This is a genomic window from Allobosea sp. 05T439 (assembly GCF_056396005.1).
This window is the reverse complement of record NZ_JBFTKP010000008.1, coordinates 46913-64266: the sequence shown is the minus strand read 5'-3', so window position 1 is coordinate 64266 and position 17354 is coordinate 46913. Positions and strand designations below refer to the sequence as shown.

At 65.6% G+C, this 17354-nt stretch carries 18 protein-coding genes; 7 read left to right on the top strand and 11 right to left on the bottom strand.

What is annotated here, in order from left to right; genetic code table 11:
• The first annotated feature begins 67 nt into the window (after window positions 1-67).
• Entirely contained in the window at window positions 68-1780 is a 1713-nt protein-coding gene (locus AC1DIO_RS11420; RefSeq protein ID WP_476853415.1) for a hypothetical protein, read from the top strand.
• A 12-nt stretch (window positions 1781-1792) separates the two neighbouring features.
• Here AC1DIO_RS11420 and AC1DIO_RS11415 read toward each other — a convergent pair whose 3' ends face one another.
• Entirely contained in the window at window positions 1793-2695 is a 903-nt protein-coding gene (locus AC1DIO_RS11415; RefSeq protein WP_476776764.1) for a methylated-DNA--[protein]-cysteine S-methyltransferase, read from the bottom strand.
• Between the two features lie 199 nt (window positions 2696-2894).
• Between AC1DIO_RS11415 and AC1DIO_RS11410 the strand changes: the two genes are divergently transcribed.
• Complete coding sequence (locus AC1DIO_RS11410; protein WP_476853414.1) at window positions 2895-3497, top strand: class I SAM-dependent DNA methyltransferase; 603 nt, start codon at window positions 2895-2897, stop codon at window positions 3495-3497.
• Window positions 3498-3657: 160 nt separating this feature from the next.
• Window positions 3658-4869, top strand: coding sequence for an HD-GYP domain-containing protein (locus AC1DIO_RS11405; protein ID WP_476767938.1), 1212 nt, complete (start codon window positions 3658-3660; stop codon window positions 4867-4869).
• A 90-nt stretch (window positions 4870-4959) separates the two neighbouring features.
• On the opposite strand, the gene AC1DIO_RS11400 is transcribed toward AC1DIO_RS11405, so the two are convergent.
• Together AC1DIO_RS11400 and AC1DIO_RS11395 are read right to left on the bottom strand one after the other, a co-directional pair.
• Entirely contained in the window at window positions 4960-5346 is a 387-nt protein-coding gene (locus AC1DIO_RS11400; RefSeq protein WP_476767937.1) for a YybH family protein, read from the bottom strand.
• A gap of 68 nt (window positions 5347-5414) precedes the next feature.
• Window positions 5415-5954 (bottom strand): DUF2244 domain-containing protein, encoded by a 540-nt coding sequence (locus AC1DIO_RS11395; RefSeq protein WP_476767936.1) that lies wholly within the window; start codon window positions 5952-5954, stop codon window positions 5415-5417.
• Window positions 5955-5974: 20 nt separating this feature from the next.
• Here AC1DIO_RS11395 and nth point away from each other — a divergent pair, with 20 nt between their 5' ends.
• The 4 genes from nth to AC1DIO_RS11375 all read left to right on the top strand — a co-directional run bounded on the left by nth (window position 5975) and on the right by AC1DIO_RS11375 (window position 9958).
• A complete protein-coding gene (gene nth / locus AC1DIO_RS11390; protein WP_476767935.1) occupies window positions 5975-6676 on the top strand; it encodes an endonuclease III in 702 nt (233 codons plus the stop codon).
• Between the two features lie 104 nt (window positions 6677-6780).
• Window positions 6781-7830 (top strand): D-xylose ABC transporter substrate-binding protein, encoded by a 1050-nt coding sequence (gene xylF / locus AC1DIO_RS11385; RefSeq protein ID WP_441490455.1) that lies wholly within the window; start codon window positions 6781-6783, stop codon window positions 7828-7830.
• Between the two features lie 64 nt (window positions 7831-7894).
• The gene (locus AC1DIO_RS11380) at window positions 7895-9136 is read left to right on the top strand and encodes a sugar ABC transporter permease (RefSeq protein WP_441506423.1); all 1242 of its coding nucleotides are present in this window, start codon (window positions 7895-7897) and stop codon (window positions 9134-9136) included.
• 15 nt (window positions 9137-9151) lie between these two features.
• Window positions 9152-9958 (top strand): ATP-binding cassette domain-containing protein, encoded by an 807-nt coding sequence (locus tag AC1DIO_RS11375; protein WP_441506324.1) that lies wholly within the window; start codon window positions 9152-9154, stop codon window positions 9956-9958.
• 66 nt (window positions 9959-10024) lie between these two features.
• Here AC1DIO_RS11375 and AC1DIO_RS11370 read toward each other — a convergent pair whose 3' ends face one another.
• The 8 genes from AC1DIO_RS11370 to AC1DIO_RS11335 all read right to left on the bottom strand — a co-directional run bounded on the left by AC1DIO_RS11370 (window position 10025) and on the right by AC1DIO_RS11335 (window position 17353).
• A complete protein-coding gene (locus AC1DIO_RS11370; protein WP_441506323.1) occupies window positions 10025-10387 on the bottom strand; it encodes an SPW repeat protein in 363 nt (120 codons plus the stop codon).
• 214 nt (window positions 10388-10601) lie between these two features.
• Window positions 10602-11960 carry an esterase-like activity of phytase family protein gene (locus AC1DIO_RS11365; protein ID WP_476776749.1) on the bottom strand — a complete coding sequence of 453 codons (1359 nt, stop codon included), beginning with the start codon at window positions 11958-11960 and terminating at the stop codon, window positions 10602-10604.
• Between the two features lie 102 nt (window positions 11961-12062).
• Window positions 12063-13007: a 2-hydroxyacid dehydrogenase gene (locus AC1DIO_RS11360; protein WP_476776748.1), complete on the bottom strand. Its 945-nt coding sequence runs from the start codon at window positions 13005-13007 to the stop codon at window positions 12063-12065.
• Window positions 13004-14332, bottom strand: a complete 1329-nt coding sequence (gene deoA, locus AC1DIO_RS11355) for a thymidine phosphorylase (protein ID WP_476776747.1) — start codon at window positions 14330-14332, stop codon at window positions 13004-13006. The genes AC1DIO_RS11360 and deoA overlap by 4 nt, the downstream gene beginning before the upstream one ends.
• Window positions 14332-15093, bottom strand: coding sequence for a deoxyribose-phosphate aldolase (gene deoC / locus AC1DIO_RS11350; RefSeq protein WP_476776746.1), 762 nt, complete (start codon window positions 15091-15093; stop codon window positions 14332-14334). The genes deoA and deoC overlap by 1 nt, the downstream gene beginning before the upstream one ends.
• Before the next feature lie 2 nt (window positions 15094-15095).
• Complete coding sequence (locus AC1DIO_RS11345; protein WP_476776745.1) at window positions 15096-15908, bottom strand: purine-nucleoside phosphorylase; 813 nt, start codon at window positions 15906-15908, stop codon at window positions 15096-15098.
• Between the two features lie 57 nt (window positions 15909-15965).
• On the bottom strand, window positions 15966-16379 hold the full coding sequence (locus AC1DIO_RS11340) for a cytidine deaminase (protein ID WP_441506318.1): 414 nt from the start codon (window positions 16377-16379) through the stop codon (window positions 15966-15968).
• A complete protein-coding gene (locus AC1DIO_RS11335; protein WP_476853413.1) occupies window positions 16379-17353 on the bottom strand; it encodes an ABC transporter permease in 975 nt (324 codons plus the stop codon). Before AC1DIO_RS11335 ends, AC1DIO_RS11340 begins: the two co-directional genes overlap by 1 nt.
• Between the last annotated feature and the right edge of the window lies 1 nt (window position 17354).

The window sequence follows — 17354 nt, the reverse complement described above, 5'->3', positions numbered from 1 at the left end:
CCATGGCTTGTGCAGGATACGAGTAAGGTTTCTCTGTCATGTTGGCTGTGAGGCCAAGGATCTGGGCATGACGGTTGGGGACATGAGAGAGGGCAGAAGGCCCGGCTCCGCGCTTGGCGTCGCGCAGATGTTAAGTCGGCTCGCTGGAGCACCGCTGATCTGGCTGGTCGCGTTCGCAGCAGCGGTTGTCATTGGCCTGATGCTGCCCCTGCGCCTGCCGCTGGGCCCCAACTACTGGGACACGAACATCTATCTCGATGCTGCGCAACGCATCGAGGTCGGGCAACTGCCCAATATTGACTTTTTCGCCCCTGTCGGCCCTCTCGGCTACTATCTTGTGACCTGGCTCCACGCCCTGTTTCCGCAGGCGCAGCCGATGCTGCTGGCGAACTGGGGCATCTTGCCGGTCGCCTTGCCAATGATGGCGCTGATTGCCGCCCATGTCGGGAAGCGCTCGCGTGGCCAGGCACTGGCCCTGTTGCTACCTTTCCTGTTGTTCGCGTCGCTGCCGATCAACCTGCACAGCCTCTATCCGATGCCAGGCTTCGATGGCTTCGGGCACTATAACCGCCATATCAGCCTCCTGCTTTACCTGCTCGTGTCGACACTCCTCTTCGTCGAKGCGCGCCGCCTGCAAGTGGGGCTTGTCGTCCTGCTGCTGCTCACCCTCTTCCTGGTCAAGGTCACGGGAGCGGTGTCGGGGACGTTCCTCGTCGGCTATGCGGTTCTGTCCGGACGGATGCGCCTGCGCGACGCGTCCGTCGCCGCGGCGCTGGTCATTGCCGTGCTCGCGCCGCTCGATTTCGTGACCGGCATCGTGCGCGCCTATGTCGATGACATCCTGACCCTGCTCGGCCTGAACACCGGCGCCTTGCTGCCGCGCTTTCTCACCGTCGCTTCGGTGAAGTTCAATGTCGTCGGGCCGAGCCTACTGCTGCTTGTCGCGCTTGCCTATGCTGCCTGGCTGGGGGGCGGCAGGCTTTCCCGGGCCCGATTGCACGGGCTCCTGGCCTCGCCGTTGGGATGGTTCGCCGCGGTTCTGCTGGCGCTGACCCTGTTCGAGACCCAAAACACGGGTTCGCTCGAATTCATCGGGCTCTGGCCCGTCCTTCTGGTGATCCTGGCGGAATGGAGCGGTCGCACCGACCGGCTCGGCAGGATCGTGACGGTCCTGGCCCTGGTGGTTGCCCTGCCGTCGGCCTTGATCTTCGTCGAGCGCAGCGCGCGCGCGGTCCTCGGTGCGGTGAACTACAAGGCACTTGCCGTGCCCGATCTCGGTCCGCTCGGTCGGGTCAGCGTCAAGCCCGACATCGCCGAACGTGCGATGATCATGCTCGCACATTACGCGGCGCAGCAGACGGGCTATCGCGATCTTGCCGAGCGCGGCGAGCTGCCTTCCTACATTCTCTATTCGGAGATCGACTATCAGGCGACCTGGCTGCTCGAAGTGCAGCAGGGCATCACGGCGATCCGCGCCTGGGAAGCGGCCAATGGGCGCCGGCTCGACAGTCTCTTCACGCTCGATTTCACCGATCCGTTCAACCAACTGCTCGACCGCAGGCCGCCGCGAGGCGTGCCGATCGGTGTCGATCCCGGCCGGACCACGCCGGAGATCGATCCGCCAACGCTGGAAAGCCTGAAACAGGTCGACGCCATCCTGGTTCCGAAATGCCCTCTGACGACGGCGCGCGAGACCATCGCCGCGCATTTCTCGGAGGCCCTGAAAGGGCGCCGGCTGGTCGCGCTGGCGCCCTGCTGGGACATGTATCTGAAGGCGTAAGGGAACTGCCTCTCAGGCCGTCACCCCGCCGGTCTGCCCTGCCTCCCAGCCGAGGATGGCGCGCTTGCGCGTCAGGCCCCAGTGATAGCCGGTCAAGGCCCCGGACTTTCCGATGACGCGATGGCAGGGCACGACGAAGGAGATCGGGTTCTTGCCGACTGCCATGCCGACCGCCCTTGCCGCCGTTGGCCGGCCGAGATGGCAGGCGACATCGCCATAGGTCGTCGCCCTGCCGACCGGGATCTTCAACAGGGTCTCCCAGACGCGCACCTCGAAATCCGTGCCGATCAGCACGACCCGCAATGGCGTCTCGGCGGCCCAGGCCTTCGGGTCGAAGATCCGGCCTGCATAGGGCCCGGTCGAGGCGGGGTCGAAGCGATAATCGGCATGCGGCCAACGCCGCATCATGTCGGCCAGGGCCTCCGCCCGGCCGCCAACGACCTTGCCGCCATCGACGCTGGTCGAGACCCAGCCGAGCCCCGCGAGCCCGCGTTCCGTCACGACGATCAGTGCTTCGCCGAAGGGGGATTCATGGAAGCCGTAGGAGAGGCGCAGGCCTTCGCCGCCGCTCTTCCACTCGCCGGGCGACATCGCCTCATGCGTGACGAAGAGGTCATGCAGTCGGCCGGGCCCCGAGAGCCCAACCTCCAGCGCCGTGTCGAGCACGCTGGCCGATGACCCGAGCAGGCCCTTGGCATGGTCGAGCGTGATCGCTTGCAGAAAGGCCTTGGGGGTCAGCCCGCACCAGCGCCGGAAGAGATGGTGCACGTCGGTCGGGGTCGCGCCGGCAGCGTCCGCGATCGCCTCGATCGTMGGCTGYTCGCGCCAGTTCTCCGTGATGTAGGCCAGGATGCGCCGAACGGTATCGTAGTCGGACCCGGGCGCAGCGGCGGGAAAATCCGCCTCTGCCGGCATGGCCTGCGCGGCGCGGGCGAGCACGGCATTGGAGAATCGGGTGGGTGTCATTGCCGTTTTCATCGGGACCTGAGCGTTCATGGTCGTGAGCCTCGTGTCATGGATCATGACCGGGAATCTAGGGCCGGGAGGATGCCGCCTCCACCCGAAAGCTGGCAAGCTCTGCGGCCTTGCCACGCGATTCGAGCCGTCTGCCACCATGTCCCGTCCCGACCAGGACATCATCGGCCTCTACCAGCGCCATGCCCGGGCCTTCGACGAGCTACGATCGAGGACGCTTGTCGAAAAGGCCTGGCTTGATCGCTTCCTGCAGCTCCTTCCGGCCGGGGCATCGATTCTCGATATCGGCTGCGGCGCCGCGGAGCCGATTGCGCGCTATTTCATCGAGAGTGACTATCGCGTGACCGGCATCGATGCCTCGGCCCCTCTGATCGATCTCTGCAGGCAACGCTTCCCGGCCAATGACTGGCAGATCGGCGACATGCGCAAGCTTTCACTGAAGCGCCGCTTCGACGGGCTGATCGCCTGGGACAGTTTCTTTCATCTCACCCCCGAAGACCAGCGACCGATGTTCCCGATCTTCAGAGAGCATGCTGCGCCGGGCGCGGCGCTGATGTTCACCATCGGGCCCCGGCATGGCGAGGCAATCGGCTCCTTCGAGGGTGAGCGGCTCTATCACGGCAGCCTGGCCCCGGCGGAGTACGGGGCCCTGCTCGACGAGAACGGCTTCGACGTCCTGTCCCATGTCGCCGAGGACCCGGACTGCGGCGGGCACACGATCTGGCTCGCAAGATTGAGATAGCCACCGGTCCGCAATTGAAACCTGCGCTCCTGTCGGGGCAGTATTGTACTGCTTGTTAATGACATTCCTGCATATGTCGAAGACGACGTGAAGGCGTGTACTCCATCTTGTGGTAGGCCTTGGTTCCCTAGCGTCATGTCGCGAATCATCGAGCTGTTCCATGAGCGAGCCGCCTCATCTGCTTAACCTCGGCAGCGACATGCGGGCTCCGCCCAAGGACGTCCCTTACGACGTCCCGCTGACTGACCTCGAGGAGCTATCCCTGAGCCTGTCGATGGCGCGGGGCCTCGACGAGATCATGGCGATCGTGCGGGGCAGCGCGCGAAGGCTTGTCGGGGCAGACGGAATCACCTTCGTCCTGCGCGAAGGCGACCAATGCTACTATGCCGACGAGGATGCGATCGCGCCGCTCTGGAAGGGCCAGCGCTTTCCCTTCGAATCCTGCATTTCCGGCTGGGCGATGGGGCATCGCGAAGTCGTCGTCATCGACGATATCTATGCCGACAGCCGTATCCCGCACGCGGCCTATCGTCCGACATTCGTACGCAGCCTCGTCATGGTTCCGGTTCGACCGGAGGACCCCGTCGCTGCAATCGGAGCCTATTGGGCAAGCAAGCAGCCGCCGTCCGAAGCCAGCGTCATCGTGCTCAAGCGCATCGCCAACAGCGCTGCTGTCGCGATGACCAATGTCGCCCTCCTCAACTCGCTCCGGGCAGCCAAGGAAGAGGCTGTGCGGGCGAAAGAGGCAGTCATCCTGGCAATGGCATCGCTGGCGGAGACCCGGGACAGCGAGACGGGAAACCACATCCGCCGCACCCAGCATTATGTTCGTGCCCTCGCCAGGGCTTCGCGCGACCGGGGCCTGTACATGCAGGTGCTCGACACGGATATGGTCGATCTTATCTACAAATCCGCGCCACTGCACGATATCGGCAAGGTCGGCATCCCCGACAGCATCCTGCTCAAGCCAGGTAAGCTCGACGCGGACGAGTTCGCCGTGATGAAGACGCATGCCGAGTTGGGCCGGCAGGCCATCGCCGAGGCCGAGCGGCATCTCGGCGGAGTGAGCTCGTTCCTCAGCCTGGCCATGGAGATCGCCCATAGCCATCACGAGAAATGGGATGGCAGCGGCTATCCACGAGGATTGAAGGGAGAGGAGATCCCTCTCTCGGGGCGGTTGATGGCGATCGCCGATGTCTATGACGCCCTCGTCACCGAGCGGGCGTACAAGTCGGCGCTCCCGCACGCCCAGGCGGTCGAGATCATCGTTGGCGACCGAGGGCGCCATTTCGATCCCGCGCTGACAGATGTCTTCGTGGAGATCGCTGCCAGCTTCGAGACGATCCACCGGACATTCTCGGACGGCCCTTAGGTCGCGACTCAGACGGCGTGTTCGGCTCGTATCCCGGCCACAGCCCTTCAAGTCTGGAGTGGATCGCCTGCCGCTTCCGCCACATTCGGATCAGCCCATCTCGGTCAGCAGATTGGCATCCCGTGCGAGCTTCCAGCGCCCGTCCGGCTCCTTCTTGAACAGGGTCAGCGTGTAGCCGGTCCTGTGCCGCGATGAGCCTGTGGCGAGAGATGTTGCGGTCATGTCGAGATGACTGCGCACGAAAGCCCAGTCGCCGAGGACCTTCAGCTCGTGGATCGTGCTGTTCCCTTCGATCTTGAGGTCGCTCATGGTGTCGGACATAGCGGCGAACGTCGCCTTGCCGAACGGGGCCTGCCCCGGAACCATGAAAATGGCATCCTCCGTCATCAGCTCCAGCACCGATGCCACATCGCCAGCCTTGCTCGCGGTGAGCCATTTCTCGATGAGCGTGCGAATCTCCCTCTCGTCATCACTCATGCCGCCTCCTTCAAGGGTCGATGACCGGCGCAGAGCCATGATTGCTGGGTGCGGCAGGTTGCCGGCCTTCACGCCGCGCTGAAATCCGTACCCCGCCTTGCCCTGGCGAGCGCGGCGCCGAGTGCATCCGCGAACCCCTCCCGCTCCTGCGGAGAGAGCGCGGCAGCCACCGATACGCTGCGGCCACGCGAGACCAGCGAGAGCCCCATCAGCCCGTAATCCTCGTCTCGCTCCCTCTCGAGCTTGGTCCAGGCTGGATTGGAGCGCCAGACAGCCTCCTTGCCGTGATGCGAAACTTTGCGCAGCAGCACCTCGAGCGGCGTCACCACGATGCGCTCGAAGGCGCGCGCCGCGTTGAAATTGACCTTGAAGGCGATGAAGAGTGCGAGGATGTCGAGGCCGAAGAAGCCGGCGACGGGCCAGGCGCCCAGCACGACGAAGGGAATCGAGGAGACGATGCTGGCGAGGCAGACGAGCGTCATCACGATGCGAAAGCCGTTCCGGCCGAGCGAGCGATGCGGAGTAATGGTCGCGTCGAAGACCGGCCGCTCCGAGGCCTGCGTCCGCTCTCCGGCATATCCATCGCGATCGTGCTTGCCGATGCTCATCGCGTAATTATAACGCCCACATGAGCGAACGGAACAGGCCCGCGGGCCGCGCCCAGGGCCTGGCAAAGATCACGACACCGAGACCGCGCCGCGCGGCGGGCATCCGTGAGATCTTTCTGCGCTTCCAGGCCGCCAATCCCGAGCCCAAGGGCGAACTCGAGGCGACCAACGCCTTCACTTTGCTGGTCGCCGTCGTGCTGTCGGCGCAGGCGACCGATGCGGGCGTCAACAAGGCGACGCGCAAGCTCTTCGAGCTTGCCGACACGCCGCAGAAGATGGTGGCGCTCGGCGAGGACAAGGTGCGCGAGCTGGTCAGGACGATCGGCCTCTTCCGCACCAAGGCGAAGAATGTCATCCTGCTCAGCGAGAAGCTGATTGCGGAGTTCGGTGGCGAGGTCCCTGCCGACCGTGCCGCGCTCGAAAGCCTGCCTGGCGTCGGGCGCAAGACCGCCAATGTCGTGCTCAACATCGCCTTCGGCGAGATCACCCACGCCGTCGACACCCATGTCTTCCGCATCGCCAATCGCCTGCGCATCGCGCCGGGCAAGACCGTGCTTGCAGTCGAGATGGGATTGGAGAAGGCGGTGCCGCCGGAATTCGGCCGCCATGCCCATCATTGGCTGATCCTGCATGGTCGCTACATCTGCAAGGCACTGCGCCCCGAATGCGGCCGCTGCCTGCTCAACGATCTCTGCGACTCCCCCGACAAGCGGGTGGCTTGACGCCTTTCTCGCGATAGGCTGTCCTCTGAATGTGAGGCGCTCCGGACGCTGACCAGGCGATCCCCCAAGAGAGCGCACGGCCAGAGGAATCGCGGGAGATTGCCATGCTCAGACATATGATGCTTGCCGCCGGTGTTACCCTGGCGGCAGCGGGCGGATTCTCGCCTGCCTTTGCCCAGACGAAGGGCCCGGTCGTCGGGGTCAGCTGGTCGAATTTTCAGGAAGAACGCTGGAAGACCGACGAGGCCGCGATCAAGGCGGCGATCGAGAAGGTCGGCGGCACCTATCTCTCGGCCGATGCGCAATCCTCTCCCGCCAAGCAACTCACCGATGTCGAAAGCCTGATCGCCCGTGGTGCCAAGGCCCTGATCGTCCTGGCCCAGGATGCGCAGGCCATCCGGCCCGCCGTCGAGAAGGCGGTCAATGAAGGCATTGCAGTCGTCGGCTATGACCGGCTGATCGAGATTCCGCAGGCCTTCTACCTGACCTTCGACAATGTCGAGGTCGGTCGCATGATGGCGCGCGAGGTCCAGAAGGCGAAGCCGGAAGGAAACTTCGTCTTCATCAAGGGATCGAGCTCCGATCCGAATGCGGGCTTCCTCTATCAGGGCTCCGTCGAGATTCTGAAGCCGGCAATCGATTCCGGCAAGATCAAGAATGTCGGCGAGGCTTTTACCGACGGCTGGCTCCCTGCGAACGCCCAACGCAACATGGAGCAGTTCCTGACCCGCAATGCCAACAAGGTCGACGCGGTGATCGCGGCCAATGACGGCACGGCGGGCGGCGCCATTGCGGCAATGGCCGCGCAGGGGCTCGCCGGCTCGGTACCGGTTTCCGGCCAGGACGCCGATCGCGCGGCATTGAACCGCGTCGCGCTCGGGACGCAGACGGTGACGATCTGGAAGGATGCACGCGAGCTCGGGCGTAATGCGGCCGAGATCGCGATCAAGCTTGCCGGCGGCGCCAAGCTGACCGAGATCGCGGGTGCGGCAAGCTGGAACCAGGGCCCGAGCAAGCAGGCGATGACGGCGCTCTTCCTCAAGCCCGTACCGGTGACGAAGGACAATCTCGGTGTGGTGATCGAGGCGGGCTGGGCTCCAAAGGCCGCTGTCTGCCAGGGCGTCGCAGCCGGCAAGGTCAAGGCTTGTGACTGAGGTCGCTCCAGCCCCGGTTTCTGAGAAGGTGCCGGGGCCAGGCGCAAGGAGCGTGGCCGACCACATGCGCGAGATCGAGTTCGATCCGCGCATGATCGGCATGGTCGCCGCGCTTGGGGTGATCTGGCTCGGCTTCAACTGGCTTTCCGACGGAGCCTTCCTGACTCCGCGAAATCTTTGGAATCTGCTGGTCCAGACGGCATCGATCGCCGTCATGGCCTGCGGCATGGTGCTTGTCATCGTGACGCGCAATATCGACCTCTCGGTCGGTTCGATGCTCGGCTTCGTCGGCATGGTGGTCGGGCTGGTCCAGGCGCGACTGCTGCCGGAGCTGCTTGGCTTCGAGCATCCCGCCACATGGTTCATCAGCATCCTGGTTTCCGTTGCGCTCGGCGGCGTCCTCGGCCTGTTCCAGGGTGCGTTGATAGCCTATCTCGCCATCCCCTCCTTCATCGTCACGCTCGGTGGCCTTCTTGTCTGGCGTGGCGCAGCCTGGTGGGTGACGCAGGGCCAGACCATCGCGCCGATGGACACGCGTTTCCGCCCCCTTGGTGGCGGCATCGAAGGCGCGATCGGCACGGGTGCATCCTGGGCGATCGGTCTGGTGATCTGCGCCTTGATCCTTGCCGGGATCGTGCTTGCCCGCCGCCGGCGGCGGCGCTTCGGTTTCGGCCTGCGGCCGATCTGGGCTGAAGGCGCCATTGCCGCGCTTGGCTGCGGCGCCGTGCTCGGCACCGTGATGGTCGCCAATGCCTATCCTCTGCCGGCCGGCGTTGCGCGCCGCCTGGTCGAGGCCAGAGGCCTCGTCTGGCCGGAGGGCGGGCTGACCATCGGCCATGGCCTTGCGGTTCCCGTGCTGTTGGCGCTGGCGGTCGGCATCGTGATGAGCTTCTTGACCAAGCGGCTGCGGTTCGGCCGCTATGTCTTCGCGATCGGCGGTAATCCCGAGGCAGCGCAGCTTTCCGGCGTCAACACCCGCAAGGTGCTGACCCTGGTCTTCGGGTTGATGGGGGTGCTTGTCGGCATATCCGCCTGCATCTCCACGGCCCGCCTCAATGCCGCGACGAATTCGGCCGGAGCCCTCGACGAGCTCTATGTCATTGCGGCGGCGGTGATCGGCGGCACATCGCTTGCCGGTGGCGTCGGCACCATCGCGGGTGCGATGCTGGGCGCGCTGGTGATGCAGTCGTTGCAATCGGGCATGGTGCTGATCGGCGTCGATACGCCGCTGCAGAACATCGTCGTCGGCGTGGTGCTGGTCGTGGCCGTCTGGCTCGACGGGCTCTACCGTCGCAAGCTGAGCTGAGGGAGGAGGGACGTCATGAGCCTCGCCACGGCCCGGGACATCGAGACCCCACCGCTCGTCGAGATGCGCGACATCTCGATCGCCTTCGGTGGCATCAAGGCGGTCGACACTGTCAGTGTCGACCTCAAGGCCGGCGAGGTTGTCGGCCTGCTCGGTCACAACGGTGCCGGCAAATCGACGTTGATCAAGATCCTGTCGGGAGCCTACCAGGCCGATGCCGGCGAGATCCGCATCAGCGGTGAGCCGGCTGCGATTGCCAATCCGCGTGACGCCAAGCGCTACGGCATCGAGACGATCTACCAGACCCTGGCTTTGGCCGACAATGTCGACGCCGCAGCCAATATCTTCCTCGGACGGGAGCTGCTGACGCCCTGGCACACGCTGGATGATTCCGCGATGGAATCCGAAACGCGCAAGGTGATGGGACGGCTCAATCCGCATTTCCGGCGCTTCAAGGAGCCGGTCAAAGCGCTCTCGGGCGGCCAGCGTCAGTCGGTTGCGATCGCGCGCGCGATTTACTTCAACGCCCGGGTTCTGATCATGGACGAGCCGACGGCAGCGCTCGGGCCTGCGGAGACGAAACAGGTTGCCGATCTCATCCTTGAACTGAAGCGTCAGGGAATCGGCATCTTCCTGATCAGTCATGACCTGCATGACGTCTTCGATCTCGCCGACCGGCTCAGCGTGATGAAGAACGGCCGGGTTGTCGGTACTGCCCGCACCAGCGATGTGACGCAGGACGAGGTGCTGGCGATGATCATCTCAGGGAAATGTCCCGCGGGCGCCACTCCGGGGCCGGGCGCGCTGCGCGGCCAGGCGTAGCGAAGGCCACGAGAACCCGCCGCCTCGCAGCGGCGGGTCAGGAGATCGCGCGGTGTCGCGACCCGTTCAGGCCGTCGCGTGCGGCTCGTGCCGGTAGTCCCAGACAGCCCAGGCCGAGACGGCAGCCGTCAGCACGCCGAGGATCGTGTGGGTCCAGAACGCGTTGAAGTTGCCGGTAAAGCCGAGCACCCAGGGAGCTGCCATCAGCCAGACGCCGAGCACCAGGTTCACCCATTCCTCCCATTCCTTGAACATCGAGAGCGCCGCGACCGCCACAAGGGCGAGCACGATGCCGATGATCCAGGCGTTGCGGGCGGCCATCATGTCGCCCGTAAAACGCATGATCCAGGGAGAGATGAACAGGCACGCGGCGAGGAGAAGATTGCACAAGTCCTGCGGCCGTTTGCCTTCCGTATTCGCGGTCAACATGATCACCTCCATCAGTGACGATCATCCAAACCACCATGCCTAGCGCCCGAAGGCGCCTGCTAAGGAAAATGTGGTGTTGCCAGAACAGCTGTTCAAGCTCGCCGGATCGAAACGAGAATGGCCGGCGCGAGGCCGGCCATGATGTTGCGAGTGCTGCGCGCCGGGACAGGCTTACTTKGCTACGACTTAGTCGTTGCAAGCTKGGCCGTCTCGCTCACTTGGCGGCGAGCAGGTCCTTGACCGAGAGCAGCACGAGTTCGTTGTCATCGGCCTTCTTCGGGTCGCGCGACGAGGAGAAGGGCAGGTTGTTGTCGTTGCCGACGACGATGATGCCATTGGCGCGGTCGACGACATCGACGTTCTCGATGGTGAAGAAGGGGAAAGGCAGCACGCCGTCGATGGCACCCTGCTTCGCCTTCTTGTCCGGGTCGGCGATCTTCATCAGGTCGATGAAGCCGATCTTGCGCACCGACTTGCCGACATTGGCGTCGGTCATCTCGATCTTCACGATCCGCTTGAACTTGGCGAGGTCATGGAAGCAGTCCGGGCCCTTCTGGCCGGCCGCGCAGCCCTTGTCGGCAGTGCCTTCGCCATTGTCACGCTCGATGATCAAGGCGGTGGTGGCGTCGATCATGTTGAAATCGCCGATGGCGAGCCCCTTCTGCTCGAGCGGGAAGAACCAGGAGCGGCCGGTCCACTTCTCGTTCTGCACGTCGAATTCGAGGATGCGCAGCACTTCCTTGCCGTCGACTTCCTCATTGCCCTTGGTCTCGGCGTTCCAGAGCGGGCCTTCGAGCAGCGGGTAAAGAAAGCGCCCGTCCGGCGAGGCCGCCATGCCCTCATAGCCCTTGGAGCGGCGCACATTGAACTCGACGGGCAGGTTCGGGGCGCCGGGCGTCGTCACGGCGTAATGGTCGGGCGAGCGCGCCGGCTTGCCGTCGACCGTGGTCTCGAACACCGCCTCGACCTTGCCGTCGGCGTCGACGCGGATCAGGTAGGGTCCGAATTCCTCACCGATCCAGAACTTGCCGCCGATTGGCTGGATGGATTCGGGATCGAAATCGGCGCCGGTCAGATAGCGCTTCTCGGTGCCCTCGTGGACGATGCGGAACGGCACCTTCTTGCCGGGATCATGCAGGAAGGTGGTCGCGAGACGTTCGATCTTGCCGCCGTTGAAATCGGCCTTGAGGCGATGGAAGAACAACATCGCGTCGGGCGAGTTCACCTTGGAGCCGAAGCCGTTATCGGTCAGCACCAGGAACTCGCCATTGCCGAGCGAGCGGATGCCGGAGAAGCCCTGCACCGGCTGACCGGCAAATGGCGTGGACAGCCCGGTCGGGCGGCCGCCCGACGTACCCATCACGGTGCCGACGGCCCCGACGCGTTTGCCGGGCTGGACGAACTTGCCGGAGACCTTGAGGTCAGCCGGCGCATCGGCCGGGGCCGGGATGATGGTGTTGGCCGGCAGGAGGGCATGGCCGACGAGCTTGGCGGGGAATTCCTTCGGCGCGTCCTGCGCACCGGCGAGCATGGTCGAGGACAGCAGCAGGGCTGCGGCGAGGGCAAGGCGCATGGGTCACTCCGGCGCGGGGAAGAAGACCGCGCCGGCTTGGCCGTGCAGCATCTCAGCACAACGACGGTGCCGTGACGCTTGCGTGACGGAGCGGCAGGCCGCTCAGTAACCTCGGGCGGGATCGACGACGTGCTCCAGCGCTTCGCCGGCCTGCAGCCGCCGGATCTGCGCCGCGATCAGGGTCGCGATCGCCTCCGGGTCTGACATCGCGGCATTATGCGGTGTCACGGTCACGGCCGGATGGCTCCAGAGCGGGGAATCGGCCGGCAATGGCTCGGTCTGGAACACGTCCAGTGTCGCCCCCCTCAGCGTGCCGGTTTCGAGCGCGGACAGGATATCGGTCTCGACCTGCAGGCCGCCGCGACCGGCATTGATCAGGAACGGTCCGCCGAGCCGCCCGCCCTGCGCGAGACCGCCGAGCAGCTTTGCATTGATGACCTCGCGCGTATCCGGTGTCAGCGGCAGCAGACTGACCAGGATGTCGGTGCGAGCGAGGAACGCTGCCATGCCGTCTTCCCCGGCGAAGGTGACAAGCCCGTCGACGCTCTTCGGCGAACGGCTCCAGCCGGCGACGTCGAAGCCGAGGACCTGCAGTTTTCGCACCGCGTCGAGCCCAAGCTCGCCGAGCCCCATGACGCCGACACGCACGGAGCGGGCCGCCGGCTGGTTGCGATCGTCTTCCCAGGATTTGGCGAGTTGCTGACGGTCGTAGCGGCGCTGCTGGCGCAGATGCATCAGGCAGTGCAGTACGATGTACTCGCTCATGCGCGTCGTCAGATCAGGATCGACCACGCGGGCGATCGGCACCGGCGGCAGGCGGCTATCGGCGAAGATGTGGTCAACGCCGGCGCCGAGCGAGAAGATCGCTGCGAGATTGGGCAGGCCCGCGAGGCTTCCCTCGGGATGCTTCCAGCTCGCGACGTAATGCACGGCGCGGCGGTCGAAGGGCTCGCCGAGCGTGACGACCGGGAGTTCCGGCAGCAGGGCGGCAAAACGCCCCCGCCAATCCTCGATATGCCAACCGGTCATTGCCAGAAGCAGACTCATGATCCTGAAGTCTCCGTGATGCGTTGCGCGATCAGCGGACCGTGTCCGGCCGCGTCCTCGCCGAGTGTGTAGGCCCGCCGCAGCCGGGCCTCGGCCGCGGTGAAGCTGGCCTCGTCGCGGGCATGGATGATTGCGAGCGGCCGTTCCGGCCCGACATCCTGGCCAAGCCCTGCCAGTTCGACGAGACCGACAGCATGGTCGATCGCGTCCTGCGGGCGCGTCCTCCCACCGCCGAGCGCCACCACGGCAAGCCCGACGCCGCGCGTGTCGACGGTGCGCACGACTCCGCTCGAGGCCGGATAGGCCGCCCGGATGACCGCGGCGGGCGCGAGATGCTTTGTCGGCTTCTCCAGCAGGTCGGCCGGGCCACCAAGCGCGACCACCATTTCGGCGAAACGCTCCGCGGCGGCGCCGCTGCTGAAAGCTGCCTCGATCTTCGCCCGGGCTTCGTCGAGGTTATGCGCAAGCTTGCCGAGCAGCAGCATCTCGGCGGCCAGTGCCACGGTCACTTCGTGGAAGCGCGGTTCGCGCCGGCGTCCGGTCAGGTGGTCGAGAGCATAGGCGACTTCGAGCGTGTTGCCGGCAGCCGACGCGAGCGGCTCGGCCATGTCTGTCATCAGCGCGGTTGTCGGCAGGCCGGCGCCATTGGCGACGCCGACGAGTGCCTCTGCGAGGTCATGCGCCTTGTTGAAGTCGGGCAGGAAGGCGCCGGAGCCGAATTTCACGTCCATGGCCAGGCCGTGCAGGCCTGCGGCGAGCTTCTTCGACAGGATCGAGGACACCAGCAGCGGGATCGTCTCGACCGTCGCGGTCACGTCGCGGATGGCATAGAGGCGCTTGTCGGCAGGGGCGAGATCCGCGGTCTGGCCGATGATGGCGCAGCCGGTTTCGCGCACCACCTTGCGGAACAGCGCGATATCCGGTTGCGTCACATATCCCGGCACGGCATCGAGCTTGTCGAGCGTGCCGCCGGTATGGCCGAGGCCACGTCCCGAAATCATCGGCACATAGCCACCGCAGGCCGCGACGACCGCAGCCAGAGGCAGGCTGACCGTGTCGCCGACGCCGCCGGTCGAGTGTTTGTCGAGTGCGGGGCCGGGCAGGTCGTCCCAGTTCAGGACCGTGCCGGAATCGCGCATGGCGAGCGTCAGGGCAACGCGTTCCTCGGCGTTCATGTCGCGGAAGAATACGGCCATGGCAAATGCGGCGGCCTGGCCCTCGCTGACGGAACCGTCGGTCAGCCCGGCGACGATCTGGCGGATATCCTCGCTGGGAAGCGTGCCGCCATCGCGCTTGGCGGCAATGATCTCCTGAGGCAGTCGCATCAATAGGCCCCGTCGATCCGTTCGCCGGCGGTCTTGCCCTCGATGATGTCGACGAGGACCTGGTGCAGGCCGCTGGCGCCGATGCGGAAGGTGGAGGGCTTCGCCCAATCTGGTCCCATCGCCTTGTCGGCCAGCGCAAGATAGGCGTTTGCGTCGGGAAGCGTCTTGATGCCGCCGGAGGGCTTGATGCCGACCGGTCGTCCGGCTGCCCTGATGACGGCCAGCATGGTCTCGACCGCCGGCAGGCTGGCGGAATGGGCGGTCTTGCCGGTCGAGGTCTTGATGAAGTCGGCCCCGGCCGAAATCGCGAGCATTGAGGCTCGTTTCACCGCGTGGAGATCAGGGTATTCGCCGGTTTCAAGGATGACCTTCAGCAGCCTGTCGCCACACTGGTCCTTGGCGCTCGCAACCATCTCGCGGGCAATGTCGCTGTCGCCATCGAGGAAGGCGCGCCAGGGCAGGACGAGGTCGATCTCATCGGCGCCGTCCCCCAGTGCTTCCGCGACATCTCCGGCAACCAGCGTGCAGTTGCTGCCCCCGGCCGGGAAATTGACCACGGTCGCGATCTTCACGGTCGAATGGCGCAGCGCCTTGCGCGCAATCTCGACGAAGCGCGGCCAGATGCAGACGGCGGCAACGGGGCCAGGCGCAGCGACGGCGCGCGCGCAAAGTTGCAGGGTGCCGGCCTCGCTCGCCTGGTCCGAGAGATCGGTCAGGTCGAGGAGACTCAGTGCACGGGCCGCGGCTTCAAGATCGGCCATCCCTAGAGCTCCGCCAGGAAAGAGCGGAACAGGCGGCGCAGGCCCGTCGACGCGGCCGCCGCAACGTCACGGGTCTCCCCGTGGCTCGGCGCGCCGCCAAGAACACCCGCGCCCATATTGGTGATCACCGAGATACCGGCGACGCGAATGCCATGCCGGCGCGCGATGATGACCTCCGGTACGGTCGACATGCCGACGAGATCGGCGCCGAGCATCTTCGCCATCCTGATCTCGGCCGGCGTCTCGAAGCTCGGCCCCGAGAACCACATATAGACGCCTTCGCCCATATTGACCCCTGAAGCGGCCGCCGCCTTCTTCAGGCGTGCCCGCAGATGCGGATCATAGGCATCGACCATCGGCACGAAACGCCCATCGCCGGTGTCGCCGATCAGCGGGTTCGGCGCGTTGAGATTGATGTGGTCGGTAATCAGGGCGAGACCGCCGGGCCGCAGGTCCGGCTTCAGCGAGCCCGATGCATTGGTCAGGACCAGTGGCGGCGAGCCGAAGGCTGTCAGCATGCCGATCGGCACGCGCATCACCGCAGGATCTCCGGTTTCGTAGAAATGCGCCCGCCCCTGGAAGATCAGGACGCGCTTGCCGTGCAGAGTGCCATAGCAGACGGCCCGGGCATGGCCCGAGACATGGCCCTGCGGGAATCCCGGGATCTCCGCGAACGGAATGACGACCGGGTCGACCACATCGTCGACGATGCGGCCGAGCCCGGTGCCGAGAACGAAGGCGCAGTCGATCCCACCGTCGACGCCGCGGTCGATCAGCGTTCCCGCTGCCTTGTCGAAACTCGGGTCAGCCGCCATTCCAATGCCTCGGTATCGGGGTCGGCCTGCGCGCGGATGCGCGCGGGCCTGCGCAAATCAGATGCGCAAATTGGCCGGTCCGAACGAGGCTGGCAACAGCTCCGCGAGCGAAAACCGGGCACGCACGCCATCGGGGCCCGCAATCGCGATGGGTGTTTCCGGGGCAGCGAACTCGCGAATGCGCTGACGGCAGGCACCGCACGGGGTAACCAGTTCCTCGCCGTCGCCAAGGACCAGAACGGCATGGATCGCCCGTCCGCCCGCCGCGATCATCGCGGAGATGGCGCCGGCCTCGGCGCAGAGCCCGACGGGATAGGAGGCGTTCTCGACATTGCAGCCGGAATGGATCGCGCCGTTGTCATCGAGGATGGCGGCGCCGACCCGGAATGCGGAATAGGGCGCATAGGCCCGGACCTGCGCGCGCCTGGCCGTGGCGAAGAGGGCGTCGAAATTGGGCGCAGACTCGCTCATCAACGCTCCTTCACATAGGGCAGGCCCGACGCCTTCGGTGGCACGGCCTTGCCGATGAAACCAGCAAGCAGGATGACGGTGAGAAGATAGGGCAGGGCCTGGATCGCCTGGACGGGAACCTGCCCGATACCCGGGAGCAGCACGCCCTGCAGCCGGATCGCGATGGCATCGAGCAGCCCGAAGAGCAGGCAGGCCCCCAGCGCCGGCCAGGGACGCCAATTCGCAAAGATCACGGCGGCGAGCGCGATGAAGCCCTTTCCCGCCGTCATTTGCGGCAGGAAACCGGCCGATTGCGAAACGGCGAGATAGGTGCCGCCCAGCCCGCAAAGCACGCCGCAGATCACCACCGCGCCATAGCGCAGCCCGGCGACCGAGATGCCCGCGGTATCGACGGCTGCCGGGTTCTCGCCKACGGCGCGCAGCTGCAGGCCGAAGCGTGTGCGCTTCAGCACGAAGGCAGTGATCGGAACCGCGAGGATGGCGAGATAGACCGGCGCCCCATGGCCGGAGATGACCTCGTCGTAGAGAAGGCCGAGGACGGGGACGTGTTCGCGCATGGCCCTGGCGAAGGGCAGGGTGAGATCGCCGAAGCGCGCCGCCCCTTCGAGCGGCGGGGTTCGTCCTCCCTGTCCATACCAGGCATTGCCGAGCACCACGGTGACGCCCGCCGCCAGCATGTTGATGGCGACGCCGGAGACGATCTGGTTGCCGCGCCAGGTGATCGCTGCGAAGCCGTGGACGAGCGAGAGCAGGACCGAGGCCAGGATGCCGGCGCCGAGCCCCGCCCAGGCGGAGCCGGTCACGAAGGCTGCGACGGCCGAGGCGAAGGCCGCGATCAGCATCTTCCCTTCCAGCCCGATATCGACGACGCCGGAGCGTTCGGACCATAGTCCGGCGAGTGCCGCGCAGAGCAGCGGAATCGACAGTCGGATCGTGGAATCGAGGATGACGGCGATGGTCGTGAGCCAGTCCATG